The sequence below is a fragment of the Enterococcus sp. C57 genome (genome assembly GCF_040887305.1).
In the GTDB taxonomy this organism is placed as follows: Bacteria; Bacillota; Bacilli; order Lactobacillales; family Enterococcaceae; genus Enterococcus_B; species Enterococcus_B hirae.
Window position 1 is genome coordinate 21,987 of the sequence record NZ_JBFOFP010000005.1, and the last position, 14,021, is coordinate 36,007.

A 14,021-nucleotide genomic window follows, 5' to 3' on the forward strand; every position below is an offset into this window, starting at 1 on the left:
AAAAGAACCCCGACCAGTTGAGTTATCTGTGTCAAGGTTCTTTTTATTACATATCAGTAAAAGAGTGGCTGCTTCTAGCAATACGAAGCAAGCCACTCATTTTGATTATTTGTCTTTTTCTCCTAAACCAACACGGTCAAAGATCACATCCACATTTTTCAAGTGATGATGGTAGTCAAATGCGTCATCGATCTCTTCTTTTGATAAAACAGAAGTAACCGTTGGATCCTCTTCAAGTAAAGGTCTAAATTGAACTTGATGATCCCATGCATAAGCTGTTTTAGGTTGAACCAAGTCGTAAGCTTCTTCTCTTGTCATACCTTTGTCAATCAGTTTCAACATCACACGTTGACTATAGATCAAGCCAAAAGTAGCTTCCATGTTGCGTTTCATATTCTCAGGAAAGACCGTCAGATTTTTTACGATATTTCCAAAACGATTCAACATATAGTCCAACAAAATTGTTGTATCAGGTAAAATGATTCGTTCTGCTGACGAATGAGAGATATCTCTTTCATGCCACAACGAAACATTTTCATAGGCTGTGACCATATGACCACGAATCACTCGAGCAAGTCCAGCCATGTTTTCTGAACCGATTGGGTTTCGTTTATGAGGCATTGCTGAAGACCCTTTTTGTCCTTTAGCGAAGAACTCTTCTACTTCTCTCGTTTCTGATTTTTGCAAACCACGGATTTCTGTTGCAAAACGTTCGATGCTGGTAGCAATCAATGCCATAGTCGCAAAGTACTCTGCGTGAAGATCACGTGGGAGCACTTGCGTAGAGATCTCTTGAGGACGAATCCCTAATTTTTCACACACATATTCTTCAATAAATGGCGGAATGTTCGCAAATGTTCCTACCGCTCCTGATATCTTACCTGCTTCGACACCTTTGGCTGCATGCTCAAAACGTTCAATATTTCGTTTCATTTCTGAATACCAAGTAGCTAATTTCAAGCCAAATGTCGTTGGTTCAGCATGAACGCCATGCGTTCTTCCCATCATCACTGTGTACTTATGTTCTTTAGCTTTTTCACCAATAATTGCCGTAAAACATTTCAAATCATCTCGTAAAAGATCATTTGCTTGTTTGATTTGATAGCCATAAGCTGTATCCACGACATCAGTACTCGTTAAGCCGTAGTGGACCCACTTACGTTCTTCGCCTAATGTTTCAGAAACTGCTCGAGTAAAGGCAACAACGTCGTGACGTGTTTCCTTTTCAATTTCCAAAATACGTTCAATATCAAAAGATGCATGTTCACGAATTTTTTTGACATCTTCTTTAGGAATTTCTCCTAATTCTGCCCATGCTTCGTCAGCTAAAATTTCTACCTCCAGCCAAGCTTGGTATTTGTTTTGTTCTGTCCAGATATTGCCCATTTCAGGTCGTGTATAACGTTCTAACATCAATTTTTCTCCTTTAATCCCAAATATTGGTTTTCTTTATTTCATCCAAAGTTTGTTGAATGTCTTCAGTTACGATAGTAATATGCCCCATTTTACGACCCTTTTTCGCTTGTGCTTTCCCATAAAAATGAAATTGCCAATCTGGTTTTTTATCGATCAAATGATAGCTTTCTAATAACTGCTCGCCCAATACATTGACCATCACTGCCTCACTCAATAAACGGACTTTTTTACTTAATGGCCAACCACATATTCCCCGAATATGGGCATCAAATTGACTCATCGAGCATGCTTCAATGGAGTAATGTCCCGAGTTGTGAGGTCGTGGTGCTAATTCATTCACATATAAACCACCAGTTTTTGTTAAAAACATTTCAATGCAAAGTACGCCAGATAAGCTCATTCCTTCAGCGATGACTCGAGCAATCCGCTCTGCTTCTTCAACAACCTCATCAGCGATTGCTGCTGGTGCAATCGTTTCATGTAAAATGTTGTTACGGTGGATATTTTCAACCACTGGAAATGTACTATAATCCCCTTGTCCGTTTCCAGCAACTAAGATCGAGATTTCTTTTTCAAAGGGAATCCATGCTTCCAATACACAGGTCCCTTCCCTTAGTAAATCCATTGCTGGCGCAAGGTCTGCCCGACTTTTCAAGACGTATTGTCCCTTGCCGTCATATCCACCTCGTGTCGTTTTCAACACACAAGGATAACCAATACCATCAATGGCATCTTGAATATCGGTTGGACTTACAATTGTCGCATAAGGGGCAATAACGATATTATTCGTTTCTAAAAAAGATTTTTCTAAAAGACGATCTTGGGTGATCGCCAATAAATCAGTTCCTTGAGGAATAAACGACATAGAAGAAATGGCATTTAATGCTTCCACACTGACGTTTTCAAATTCATACGTGATAACGTCTGTTCGTCTAGCAAGTTCTTCCAATGCAAAAGTATCATCGTATGTTCCTTGAATATACCAATCAGCTACTTGAGCTGCTGGACAATTCGTTACAGGATCAAGAACCCCGACTTTAAAGCCCATTTCTTTTGCACTGATCGCCATCATCCGTCCTAATTGTCCGCCACCGACAATTCCGATCGTTGATCCAGGCAACAAAGGTTTAACCAAGTTGATCACTACTTTCTATCACAGTTTCAGCTAACATTAACCGTCTTTTCGCTAACTTAGCCTCCAACTTTAAATCATACATTGAAAGCATCTCAACCGCAAGTAGTCCAGCGTTAATTGCCCCCGCTTTTCCAATCGCCGTCGTTGCCACAGGAACACCACCAGGCATCTGGACAATAGATAATAGCGAATCTAATCCGTTCAATGTTCGTGTTTGTACCGGAACGCCAATTACTGGTAAGGTTGTTTGAGAAGCCACCATTCCTGGCAGATGAGCGGCTCCACCTGCTCCGGCAATGATCACTTTGATTCCCCTTGCTCGTGCTTCTTTGGCATACTGAAACATCAAATCAGGTGTACGATGCGCAGAGACGACTTTCTTTTCATAAGCCACCTCAAACTCTTCTAGAATATCGCAAGTATTTTTCATCGTTTCCCAATCAGATGTACTCCCCATAATTACCGCAACCTTGATTGTCATACATTTCTCCTTTCTCTACTTTCACATTCATATTTTAGCAATCGGTTTTTTTGATGTCAAAGAATTTTCGAATATTATAAAGATTTTCAGCTTTAATGTTCGGTATTTATATCAGCGAAAAAACGAGAGTGAGACAATAGTTCTTTCTCAAAAAGAAAATAAGTTCAATTTTGATGTTTATTGTCAAAATCGAACTTATTTTTCTGTTATGCGCACTTTCCTCTCCATATATTTTCCAAATTTTCTTAAATTTAATGCCATCAGTGCCAAACCAATATCTATCGTTGCTCCTTGTTTCCCACGCAAATGGAAACGATAAAACGCCAAGTGAGCCTTTAGATGCCCGAACACAGGTTCGGCATCCATTTTTCGTTTCCGATAAATCGAACCATTTTTCTCATCTAAAAGCTTTTTTCTGCATTCTGCTTTGAAATAGCGCCAATTATTATTTACTTGAATTTTTTGCTTTTGTTCACTTTTCGCACGCGTACATTGACGACGGACTGGACAGTTCCGACACTCCTCACATTCATAGATTTTGAACTCTCGAATAAAGCCACCTTTATCTATTCTGCGACTATAATTTTTGAACGGTACCGGACGATTCGCTGGGCAAATATAGGTGTCTTGTTCTTCAAAATAACGCCAATTCTCCACGTTAAACGGATTCTCCTTGTCCTTCTTTTTATTTTCTTTGTGGTAACTTCCATAGGTAATCAAGGGGGTTTTATGTAAAACATCGTTGATATACATGTCAATTTCTTCGCTACCATACCCTGCATCTGCCACAATGTACTCCGGCAACTCCTTATGTTGGTCTAAAAAACTATCTAAAAATGGCTTCAATGTTTTGGTGTCTGTGGGATTCGGAAATAATTCATAGCTCAAAACATACTGATTTTCGGTGGTGATTTGTAAATGATAACCTGGTTTGAGCTGTCCATTTCGCATATAATCGTCTTTCATCCGCATAAAGGCGGCATCAGTAAATGTTCTACATCTAGTGGTAAAGTTGTTTGGTTGATGGTATTATTTTTAAACATAAAGCACACTCCTTTGATTTTTGTTTAAGCACTTGAATCATACAAGGTTGTGTGCTTTTTGTGTGCCTTAAAATCAAAATACAATGGGACAATAATCAGATTTTTTCTGACTATTGTCCCACTCTCTAATCTTAGTATGTTTTTGTAAATGGAAACAATAAATTTCGTGGGAACTATCATATCCTTTGTATAGATTTATGTAATTATCCATTATACAAGTAGAAGAAAAGAGTAGTTTTTCATCTTTTCCTAACAAAAGAAATTATTAGAATATAACAATAATCTTGACGTGTTAAGATTGAACTATGAATAAAAATAGAGGAGTGAAGAGATGAAAGAATGGTATGAAGGGTTTTACTTTACAAAAGATGAGATTAACAGTCAAAGAAAAATAACTGAAAAAGCAAAACAAGCCCTTAATGTGAAACATGAATATTCATCAGCGAGCAAAGTGGCGAAAGAAAACTACGAAAAAGAAAATAAATGCTTGGAATATATGAAAAGTCATCATCAAGAAGAAAAGGATCAACCAGCATTTAGCACAAAAGAAATAGATGAAGCAAAAGTACAAGTGTATAAATTGGAAATGCAGCATGCTCGGATATCCGATCCTTTTGGCAATGAAGCATTAAAAATATCAGAAAAACTTAAATATGCCAAAAACAGATACAATCATATGGAAAACATAAATAAACCCAAAGTACAACGACAGCAACAAGCGAAAGAGGCAGAACAAGCAACGGCTAATTTGGGCATGTTACAAGCAAAGAGAGAACAAAGAGGAGAACCTGATGATAAAAAAATTAAGGTGTATATGGACAATTTTAAAGAGTCAAACAACCAGTTAGAAGTAGAATACAATAACTTAACGACTAACAGCCCTGATAAAAATGGAAAACTCAAAGAAAACCAATTTGAGGAAATCACAAACACTGTGCAGTATGTTAAAGATAATAAACATAAAATGTCCCTGCTAGATAAAGAAGTGCCTGACATCCAAAATAAATTAAGTAAAGAAGAAAAGAGCCGAAAGAACATAAAAAATCAAATAAATGAAATAGATAATTCGTCATTTTTCAATAAAATTATAGTGTATTTTACAGGAGAAAAGAGAGATTTAACGAAAAAGTTAGACACAAAAGATCAAAATATAGCAATGTATAAGGGTCAATTGCGTACGATATCTGAAGATAAAGCAGCATATATAATGGAGAGTGAAGCAGCAATAGATAAAATGTTACCCATAAGTCAAGAAAAACAGGCTGAGCTTAATGCTTTAAAAACGAATCTCAAAACTTTGATGAATGAGGTGAATCATTTATCTAAGAATACACAAGTAACCCAACAAATTGATCCCAAATTCAAGGATGATTTGACAAACTTAGAAAATTCGAATAAAATACTTTCGGAAAAAATTAATACTTCAATAAAAATAGTTCAAAATTTAGCTGACCAAAAAAAGGAATTTGCAACAATGAGGGGGCAAAGTACATTTATTGATCTAAAAGATAATGCGAAGGAAAAACAAAGTGAAATTTTAAGTCAAGGGAAACAAACTGAAAAAAGTAAACAACCAGATAAATCAGAGCGGGGTTCCTCTTTTGCATAGCATAAATAGCATATAATAAGTATAGAATATTGATTTTAGCGTATACATAAAGATATAAACTAGAACGAGGTTGAGACAAAGGTATTTAGCGTCAAGAAATAAGCCGAAATTTCCAAAATTTGCTTTTCTACTTTTTGGTCAATTTCGGCTTATTTTTCGAAGATGTTACCTTTGTCTCAGTCTCATTTTTAGGACGATTCAAGTTATTTTTTTGCTAATGCTTCTTCAATAATCTCTTCATCTTTTTTCAACCCGTTAAAAATAAGATTCAAAACGATCGCTGTCACGCTACTCATGACGATCCCATTCCCCGTAAACATTTGAACTGTTGGGGGTAATTGGCTAAATAAAGTCGGCATAATATTGAATCCTAAGCCAAAACCAATCGAAACAGCAGTAATCAAGAGATTTTTGTCATTCGTAAAATCAACTTCCATCAACATCCGAATACCTTGAACAGCAACCATCCCAAACATGACTAACATGCCGCCACCTAGAACTGGCTCTGGAATGATTTGTGCCAAAGCACCTATTTTAGGAAATAATCCAAGAATAATCAAAAAAATTGCAGAGAAATAAATTGGTTTTCTTGTCTTTATACCTGAAAGTTGGACTAGCCCAACATTTTGAGAAAAACCAGTGTAAGGGAATGTATTGAAAATCCCACCTAAAATAACCGCCAGACCTTCGGCACGATAGCCTTTTTTCAATTCTTCTTCGCCCACTTTTTGTCCAGTGATATCCCCTAGCGCAAAGTAAACACCTGTTGACTCTACCATACTGACAATAGAAATAATGATCATCAACAAGATCGACCAGACATCAAAAGTTGGTTTTCCAAAATAAAAAGGTTGAGGTACGTGAAAAACAGGCGCTTGACCAATCGCACTTAAATTCACCATTCCCAGTACAGCAGCTAAAATACTCCCGCCAACTAAACCGATCAGTACAGCAATCGAGCGAACAAAACCTTTAGCCAACATTTGCACTCCGACAATCAGTGCAATTGTAACGAAAGCTAGTAATAAATTGGTTTGATTTCCAAAATTAGTCGCAGATGAATCGCCACCGCCCATTTTTTCGATTGCAACTGGAATCAACGTCAACCCAATCACGGTAATGACCGTCCCAGTCACGATCGGCGGAAATAATCGTTTGATCTTTGAGAAAAATCCAGACACTAAAACAACAAAAATACCAGAAGCGATAATCGAACCATAAATTGCCCCAACACCTTGGTCGCTCCCAATAAGGATCAGTGGTGCAACTGCTTGAATGGCACAACCTAAAACAACTGGCAACCCAATACCAAAAAAACGATTAACCGTCAATTGTAATAATGTTGCTAAGCCACACATAAAAATATCAATCGAGATCAAGTACGTCATTTGCTCTTGATTAAACCCTAGTCCCGTACCGATCAGCAAAGGAACAGCAACTGCCCCAGCATACATTGCTAAGAGATGTTGTAAACCTAATACTGCGGCTTGGCCATTTTTTGTTTCTTTCTCCACCTTTATGCATCCTCCTCAAGAAATTCAACCTGTCCGTTGGATAATGCCGCAATTCGTGCCAATGAAACAACTTTCAAGCCCATTTCTTCTAATAGCTGACGGCCATCTTGGAACGATTTTTCAATCAGGATGCCGATCCCTTCGACTCCTGCACCTGCTTGGCGGCACAATTCAACCAACCCTTTCGCCGCTTGACCGTTCGCTAAGAAATCATCAATGATTAAAACCTTGTCCTCTGCAGATAAAAATTTACGAGAGATAGAAATCGTACTAGTCACTTGTTTTGTAAAGGAATAAACAGAAGTAGTCAACAATTCTTCATCCATCGTCAAGCTTTTGGCTTTTCTGGCAAAAATCATTGGTACATTTAATGTCTGCGCCACAAATAAAGCTGGTGCAATTCCAGAAGCTTCAATCGTTACCACTTTAGTGATTCCTTGATCTTTGAAAACTTCCGCAAATCGTTGCCCTATTTGTTCCATTAATACCGGATCCACTTGATGTGTCACAAAGCTATCTACTTTTAAGACGCCTTCACCTAGCACACGGCCATCTTTTTGAATACGTTCCACTAATTCTTTCACTTTATTTGCCCCTTTTTCATTTATTGATATCAAAGCTAACCACTATTCGACCTCATGGATCACCCTTTCAAGGTTTCAAGCTCGTGCGAAATACGCAGAAATGCCTGCTTTTTAAACAAAAAAACCCTTTTACTAAATAAGTAAAAAGGGTGCAAGACACTCTTTCACTTATAGTCCAGCATTTACGGTGCTGGCTAGAAACTGTCATCCTTATCATGACGATATATAAGTGGGCTATATCACTACGTTCCTTCGATCCTCTTAAGAAACAAAATAGTGATCTATTTTGCTCAAGTAGTCTAGAAGTAGCTTTAATAAAATATGTTTGATTGATTCAAGCATTCATAATCGTTAGTTGGCACTTTCAATGTTAGCTGTTGTTCCAAACGATGAAAACAGTTTAACATCTGTTTCAGAAAGTGACAACCAACTTTCACTATTTTTTTCTAAAATCTAATATTTTTGATCTCATTCAGCAAGGTTGTTCGGTATTTCTGACAGAAATAAAGAGAAAAAAGAGAATTTACGTGAGTGCCACGATTTTTTCTCTTTTTTGACTTGTTTTTGATTTTTATGATTCCTCTTGCTTTTCAAGTTGTCGATACTTTTCCATTTTACGACTAAATAATTCCCCATTACTTGGAGGAGTATAGGTAATAGCGTTCGCTCCAGCTTTGATCGTATCCAAGATGCTTTGATCTGTTGGACCACCAGTAGCAATAATCGGTAGTTCTGGATACTTTTCTCGGAAAAATTTTACCGTTTCAGTTGTTTCTTTCCCTGCACTGATGTTGATGATCGTAATACCTGCTGCCAATTTTTCATCGATTTCTGTATATTTCGATGTCACTGTACTAATCACTGGGATATCCACTGCACGACAAACTTCTTGAACTGTTTCAAGTGGTGTGGGTGCATTTAAAACGACTCCTAACGATCCTTGCGCTTCAGCGAATAAGCTCATGTAAGAAGAGCGCGTGCCTTGTGTTAGACCACCCCCAACGCCTGAAAAGACTGGAATGTCTGCTGCTTCGATAATACTTTTAGTGATTGCAGGATGCGGAGTAAATGGGTACACAGCAATCACGGCATTTGCATTTGTATTCCGGACAATTGCTATATCAGTAGTAAAAATAATCGATCGGATCAGTTTTCCAAAAATCTTAATACCACTTGCCTCCATAATGACCTCAGGTACTCTAACGATATCTTTTCGTAGCTCGGTCATAATTTCAGGGGTAAATTGCTCTGCCATCTTGCCACTCCCTTTTTCATAGTTATTGATCATATTGATCCAAGTGATAGGTTTCAATGACTTGGATAATTTTTTGTGCGTAGGAAGGGTCAGTTGCGTAGCCTGCGTCTTGCAGTGCTTGGGCAGCTTCACGATAGTTCGTAGCCGTGATCACTTTTTCATATAATGCTGGATTCCAATCTACCCCATTCACAAAAAGTTGTGTGTGAGAGTCCATCGATTGTTCCCATGAATCATACACACGAAAATCTCCTTGGATCGTGACCCATTCTTCATTCACAAATTCCTTTGTTTCTAAATTGACCTTTTTTTGATCACCATATGCTTTAATTCCAAAAAGATTATTGTATTGACTGGCTAACGTACTCTCGCCCCAGTTTGATTCAAGAATTGCCTGACCTAAAATGATACTTGGGAGAACGCCATAGCCAGTTTGTAATTCTTTCGCATGAGGAGCTAATCGATCAATAAATTGTTGATGTGTTTGTGCCTCATTGTTATTCTGTTCTTGCCCAACAAGAGGCGCTGATAAGCCTCGTAAAGAGAGAACAAAAGCTATCATCAACAATATTCCACCAAAAATCACAGCAATCAAGCGTAATGAATTACGTTTTTGTTTCTTCCATTTTTTTTTGGCCATTCACTACTCCTATTTCTTTTGTAATTGTTCTAAGTATTCTTCTAATGTGATATCATGTTTCGAAATATAGGCCGCACTTTCTTCTCCAACATAACGTAGGTGCCATGGTTCATACGTGATTTTTGTAATATCTTGACGATCTTTAGGATAACGTATGATAAATCCATATTTAGGCGCATTTTCAGCAATCCATTTTGCCCCTGGTTGATCTCCATAACTTGCCTCTAAAAGCTGTGAAGGATAATTATTATACCAATTTTCATCCACTACATCGACCGCTAAGCCTGTATGATGTTCGCTATGTCCAGGGACGGTGATTGTTTGTTTCGTGATTGCTGTCGCCTCTTCCTCTGAAACATGTTGACTACTCATCACTTCTTGGACATTTTGTGTAAACACCTGTTGCTGTGCTGCAACCGAACGATATGCGGAGACCATCACTAAAGGAAAACCTGCAGATTGTGCTGCTTTCGCAAAATCTTCATAATGGGATTCGATACGTTTATCGATCAAATAACCATTGGGCAGTGATGCCAGCTGCGTGTCTTCATTGATTTCTTTTTCGATTTTATGATCAGGTCCTACCAAGACAAGATCCCAATCAGTCGGTTGAACCTTTGGTAAATCTTCACTTTTTTTGGTAGAATCCTTCACTTTAGTTTCTTTGGAACTCTTTGTTGTCTGTTTGGTTACTTGTTCAGTTGTTTGATTTTCTGCTTGGACGTCAGATTTCATGTGTTGCTCGCTTACAAAGATGTACCCCATTGCGGCAACCATGATCACAACTGCTCCAAACCCTAAAACTTTATTCACTCTTAAAAATCCTCTCATTCCTTTTTATGTTCATTTTTTTCATGAACATAGGTTTCTTCTAAATTCTCGTTTACCCAATCCAACAGTTCCAATTTCTCGCCTTCGATCTGTCTTTGAACGTCTGCAGGTAATCGAAAGTTCAAGATGTCGTCATAACCCCATTCATCATAATTAATACTTACCTTCAAGTCAAGGAACCCTGTAAGATATTGATCGTTTTTTAATGGAATCAATTCGACTTTGGCAGGACCATCCGTTAACCATTTTTGAGCGATTCTCGTTTTGATTTGTTTATACTCTGCCACTGCAGTCGTCCTTTTTTCAGGGAAAATGATCGTTTGTCGTAAAATCTTTTGCGTAAGCATCCATTCATAATCAGTAAACAGGTTTTTGATTTTCTGCATGGTTTCAGATGGAAGGTTCTTCTCTCCTCGTTTCCAGCCTTCCCACTGCGCTTCGTCAATTACTAAATAGTCCTCTAAAAAATTCTTTTCTGTTGCGTACTGTTCCAGTAATACACTAAGAATCAAATCAACATAAACTTGATGCATAAAAGTTTCCCCCTCTACTCATTTTACTTAAATTTCAAAAAAATTCACTACGACTTTACTTTTTCTTATTAAAGTACTCTAACACAAATTTTAACGATTGATTTGGTATAATTAAACAAGGACAATGGCATTTTTTCATTTCATTCACTATATTAAATATAACACGAGAAGGAGTTTTGAAGTATGAAAAAGTATCAATGGGGAATCATTGGCTTAGGAAATATTGCACATGAGTTTGCGGAACATTTTGACCAAGAAACAAGCGAGTTGGCAGCAGTTGCTTCACGAACCATAGATAAAGCAGAAGCATTTGCACAACGCTATCATATTCCTAAAGCATATGGTAGTTATCAAGAAATGCTTAATGACCAAGAAATCGATATTATTTATATCGCCGTTCCCAATCGTCAACATAGTCAACATATCATGGAAGCATTAGCAGCGAATAAGCATGTTTTATGTGAAAAAGCGATCACCATGAATAAAAAAGAACTGACCGAAGCAATGAAATTAGCAGAAGAAAAGAATCTAGTGTTAGCAGAAGCGATGACGATTTTCAATATGCCATTGTATCAACAGTTACGTTCTTTGATCGATACAAACAAGCTTGGGGCATTAAAAATGATTCAAGCACCATTTGGCAGCTATAAAGATCCCGACCCAACCAATCGCTTTTTTAATCCTGAATTAGCTGGTGGTGCTTTATTAGATATTGGGACATATGCCGTCTCGTTTGCTCGTTTCTTTTTGAGCTCTCAACCAGAAGTTATTGCATCAACAATGGTACCATTTGAAACAGGTGTGGATGAACAGTCAGTGACTATTTTAAGGAATAAAGAAAATGAGTTAGCAACGATCAGTCTGACTTTCCAAGCCAAAATGCCTAAAGTGGGAATCGTTGCATTTGAAGAGGGCTATATCACCATCACCGATTACCCTCGTGCGGATCGTGCGGAGATCATCTTCAATGACGGGACAAAAGAATGGATCGAAAGCGGCAGCACCGCGCAAGCCATGAATTATGAAATCGAAAATATGGTCAAAACTATTAAAGGCGAACTCCCTAACCGTTCGTTGTTTCTGACCCACGATGTCATCGAGATCCTTGATGGGATGCAAAAACTTTGGCAAAAATAAGCTCCTTGAAATAAGCTGGAATTTTTCTAAACATGAAAAGCTGTTTAAGCAACGGAGACATCCCCAATGCTTAAACAGCTTCTCTTTATTTCATTCATTGAACTGAATAATTTAACCAATCGATTGTTGCGAAAATTCCGCTTTGATTTCAATAAAGCTCTTAAAGGATTGCAAAAATTGAAACAATTCTGCTCGATCTTCAAATTCTAAACGTTCTTTGGGCATAGCCATGTCCCGATATAGTTCGTAGACTTCTTCAATCCGCTTCAATAATTCTTTTCCATCATTCTTTTCAGAAAAAGTTTCTGCAGTATAAACCAACAAGCCGTAAATATGCTTGCCATAAGGAACCGGGTCTTGGATTCGATCCAGATTTCCCTGCATATCTTTGATCACGTTGATTTGGGTTCGACGCATAGAAAAATACGTTTCATAGTATTGCGTTTGTTTCACCCAGTAATTCTCTTGGTACTTCCTAGCATCGCTCTGACTTTCTCTTACGAAAGCCAACAATTTATCACAAAGCAGTTGATTGCTAGTATTTCTTCCAGTCAGTAGGAAATCAGCCATGTTGTTTAAAATGATACGAAACTCTTCTTCGATCAATTGTTGATTTTTTTGTAGCTGTTTTTTGATATCCGGCATATAGATATTCGCTACTAGCGCAAAAAAAACACCGATAGCCATTAAACTTGCTGCATTACCGATCAACGACCAACTCATATTTTTTTCACTTAAATAGTGTGTGACTAGCACAGAATTTACGACAATGCCATCCGTCAATTTTAACCCAACAGTCAGAGGAATAAACAGTAGTAGGAACAAGCCAAACCCCAAGATCGTATAATCAAAAATAAAAAAACTAATAAAAGCAATCACAGTCGCTAAAATAAATGCCGCAATCCTTAACATCCCAGTTCTTAAAGTTGAACGTTTCGTGTTGCCCACACTTAACAAAGCAATGATTCCTGCTGAAGGCCAAAACAATAATGAAAACATTTGGGCGGTAACCATGGACAACATACTACTAACCACTGTTTTCACGGTCCTCATTCCGATACGCATAAGCAACCCCTCTCTTTTCTTAGAATTATACTAAAAGACTTAGCTAAAAACTAGCAATCTCTTTAAAAGTTCGTTATCCTATTAAAAAGGACTAAAAGGAGAATAAGCGATGGAATTTGGCCGTTTTCGTTTAGGAATGCGAACAATAAAAAGCGCATTAGCAGTTTTTTTATGTATTTTATTTTTCCACGTCACTGATCGAGGACTACCGATGATTGCTGCATTGTCAGCTGTTTTTTCCTTGCGCCAAGATTTAACCACTACTGTTTCCTTTGGTCGTTCAAGAATCATTGGCAATTCAATCGGCGGCTTTCTCGGAATCATCTATTTTTTAGTAAAGAACTATTTTCACAATGATTTTTTAGTGGAATTATTTCTGCTGCCGGTTCTAGTGGTCATCGTCATCGTGGTATCTGACGGAATCAATAATAATTCTGGGATCATCTCAGCAATCGCCACTTTGTTGTTGATTGCCCTTAGCGTTCCTCAAGGCGAATCCTCTTTATATGCGATCCAACGAGTCTTAGACACATTCATTGGAACCTTTATCGCCATCGGAATCAATTTCTTTCTCCGTCCACCTGAGACAGAAAAGAAAGAAGAGCTTGTAGAAGACTTAGTTGAGCTGCAAAAAAAAGAAGCGTTGCTTAGAGAAAATTTGGCAGAAGTCGAAGAACAGATCAAAAAACACAAAAATAGCTAATACATAAATAAACAAACCAGTCTCTTCAACATGAAAGAAACTGGTTTGTTTATTTTTCTAACTAATTTTAGCGAT

Annotated in this window: 13 protein-coding genes, 1 pseudogene and 1 riboswitch; of the genes and pseudogenes, 3 read left to right on the forward strand and 11 right to left on the reverse strand. The window is 37.7% G+C overall.

Going from position 1 to position 14,021, the window contains the following annotated elements; translation table 11 throughout:
* Positions 1-105: 105 nt before the first annotated feature.
* The 4 genes and pseudogenes from purB to AB5M32_RS07405 all read right to left on the reverse strand — a co-directional run.
* Positions 106-1,413, reverse strand: a complete 1,308-nt coding sequence (gene purB / locus AB5M32_RS07390; protein ID WP_178286369.1) for an adenylosuccinate lyase — start codon at positions 1,411-1,413, stop codon at positions 106-108.
* A gap of 13 nt (positions 1,414-1,426) precedes the next feature.
* A complete protein-coding gene (gene purK / locus AB5M32_RS07395) occupies positions 1,427-2,551 on the reverse strand; it encodes a 5-(carboxyamino)imidazole ribonucleotide synthase (RefSeq protein WP_172595681.1) in 1,125 nt (374 codons plus the stop codon).
* Positions 2,544-3,032 carry a 5-(carboxyamino)imidazole ribonucleotide mutase gene (purE, locus tag AB5M32_RS07400; RefSeq protein WP_178286371.1) on the reverse strand — a complete coding sequence of 163 codons (489 nt, stop codon included), beginning with the start codon at positions 3,030-3,032 and terminating at the stop codon, positions 2,544-2,546. The genes purK and purE overlap by 8 nt, the downstream gene beginning before the upstream one ends.
* A 106-nt stretch (positions 3,033-3,138) precedes the next feature.
* Positions 3,139-4,067 (reverse strand): annotated as a pseudogene (locus AB5M32_RS07405) (transposase); the annotation flags it as partial.
* A 339-nt stretch (positions 4,068-4,406) separates the two neighbouring features.
* Between AB5M32_RS07405 and AB5M32_RS07410 the strand changes: the two are divergent.
* A complete protein-coding gene (locus tag AB5M32_RS07410; RefSeq protein ID WP_178286374.1) occupies positions 4,407-5,684 on the forward strand; it encodes a hypothetical protein in 1,278 nt (425 codons plus the stop codon).
* A gap of 203 nt (positions 5,685-5,887) precedes the next feature.
* Here AB5M32_RS07410 and AB5M32_RS07415 read toward each other — a convergent pair whose 3' ends face one another.
* The 6 genes from AB5M32_RS07415 to AB5M32_RS07440 form a co-directional block, all read right to left on the reverse strand.
* On the reverse strand, positions 5,888-7,198 hold the full coding sequence (locus AB5M32_RS07415) for a nucleobase:cation symporter-2 family protein (RefSeq protein ID WP_368024384.1): 1,311 nt from the start codon (positions 7,196-7,198) through the stop codon (positions 5,888-5,890).
* A 2-nt stretch (positions 7,199-7,200) separates the two neighbouring features.
* Entirely contained in the window at positions 7,201-7,782 is a 582-nt protein-coding gene (locus AB5M32_RS07420; RefSeq protein WP_010719393.1) for a xanthine phosphoribosyltransferase, read from the reverse strand.
* A 151-nt stretch (positions 7,783-7,933) separates the two neighbouring features.
* Positions 7,934-8,031: riboswitch (purine riboswitch) on the reverse strand.
* A 322-nt stretch (positions 8,032-8,353) separates the two neighbouring features.
* A complete protein-coding gene (locus AB5M32_RS07425) occupies positions 8,354-9,037 on the reverse strand; it encodes a hypothetical protein (RefSeq protein ID WP_010737428.1) in 684 nt (227 codons plus the stop codon).
* A 22-nt stretch (positions 9,038-9,059) separates the two neighbouring features.
* Positions 9,060-9,677 carry a glycoside hydrolase family 73 protein gene (locus AB5M32_RS07430; RefSeq protein ID WP_010737427.1) on the reverse strand — a complete coding sequence of 206 codons (618 nt, stop codon included), beginning with the start codon at positions 9,675-9,677 and terminating at the stop codon, positions 9,060-9,062.
* A gap of 9 nt (positions 9,678-9,686) precedes the next feature.
* Entirely contained in the window at positions 9,687-10,490 is an 804-nt protein-coding gene (locus tag AB5M32_RS07435) for a D-alanyl-D-alanine carboxypeptidase family protein (protein WP_034700361.1), read from the reverse strand.
* Positions 10,491-10,504: 14 nt separating this feature from the next.
* Positions 10,505-11,041: a hypothetical protein gene (locus AB5M32_RS07440; protein WP_014834723.1), complete on the reverse strand. Its 537-nt coding sequence runs from the start codon at positions 11,039-11,041 to the stop codon at positions 10,505-10,507.
* A gap of 183 nt (positions 11,042-11,224) precedes the next feature.
* Here AB5M32_RS07440 and AB5M32_RS07445 point away from each other — a divergent pair, with 183 nt between their 5' ends.
* Complete coding sequence (locus AB5M32_RS07445) at positions 11,225-12,178, forward strand: Gfo/Idh/MocA family protein (RefSeq protein WP_010737424.1); 954 nt, start codon at positions 11,225-11,227, stop codon at positions 12,176-12,178.
* 111 nt (positions 12,179-12,289) lie between these two features.
* Here the strand turns inward: AB5M32_RS07445 and AB5M32_RS07450 are convergent, their stop codons facing one another.
* Positions 12,290-13,243 carry an aromatic acid exporter family protein gene (locus tag AB5M32_RS07450; RefSeq protein WP_010719399.1) on the reverse strand — a complete coding sequence of 318 codons (954 nt, stop codon included), beginning with the start codon at positions 13,241-13,243 and terminating at the stop codon, positions 12,290-12,292.
* A gap of 109 nt (positions 13,244-13,352) precedes the next feature.
* Between AB5M32_RS07450 and AB5M32_RS07455 the strand changes: the two genes are divergently transcribed.
* The gene (locus tag AB5M32_RS07455; RefSeq protein WP_010719400.1) at positions 13,353-13,946 is read left to right on the forward strand and encodes an aromatic acid exporter family protein; all 594 of its coding nucleotides are present in this window, start codon (positions 13,353-13,355) and stop codon (positions 13,944-13,946) included.
* Positions 13,947-14,021 lie beyond the last annotated feature (75 nt).

Excerpts from the sequence above, each read along its gene's own strand:
- purB (WP_178286369.1), bottom strand. The coding sequence starts at position 1,413 with ATGTTAGAACGTTATACACGACCTGAAATGGGCAATATCTGGACAGAA.
- purE (WP_178286371.1), bottom strand. The coding sequence starts at position 3,032 with ATGACAATCAAGGTTGCGGTAATTATGGGGAGTACATCTGATTGGGAA.
- AB5M32_RS07410 (WP_178286374.1), top strand. The coding sequence starts at position 4,407 with ATGAAAGAATGGTATGAAGGGTTTTACTTTACAAAAGATGAGATTAAC.
- AB5M32_RS07425 (WP_010737428.1), bottom strand. The coding sequence starts at position 9,037 with ATGGCAGAGCAATTTACCCCTGAAATTATGACCGAGCTACGAAAAGAT.
- AB5M32_RS07430 (WP_010737427.1), bottom strand. The coding sequence starts at position 9,677 with ATGGCCAAAAAAAAATGGAAGAAACAAAAACGTAATTCATTACGCTTG.
- AB5M32_RS07440 (WP_014834723.1), bottom strand. The coding sequence starts at position 11,041 with ATGCATCAAGTTTATGTTGATTTGATTCTTAGTGTATTACTGGAACAG.
- AB5M32_RS07445 (WP_010737424.1), top strand. The coding sequence starts at position 11,225 with ATGAAAAAGTATCAATGGGGAATCATTGGCTTAGGAAATATTGCACAT.
- AB5M32_RS07450 (WP_010719399.1), bottom strand. The coding sequence starts at position 13,243 with ATGCGTATCGGAATGAGGACCGTGAAAACAGTGGTTAGTAGTATGTTG.
- AB5M32_RS07455 (WP_010719400.1), top strand. The coding sequence starts at position 13,353 with ATGGAATTTGGCCGTTTTCGTTTAGGAATGCGAACAATAAAAAGCGCA.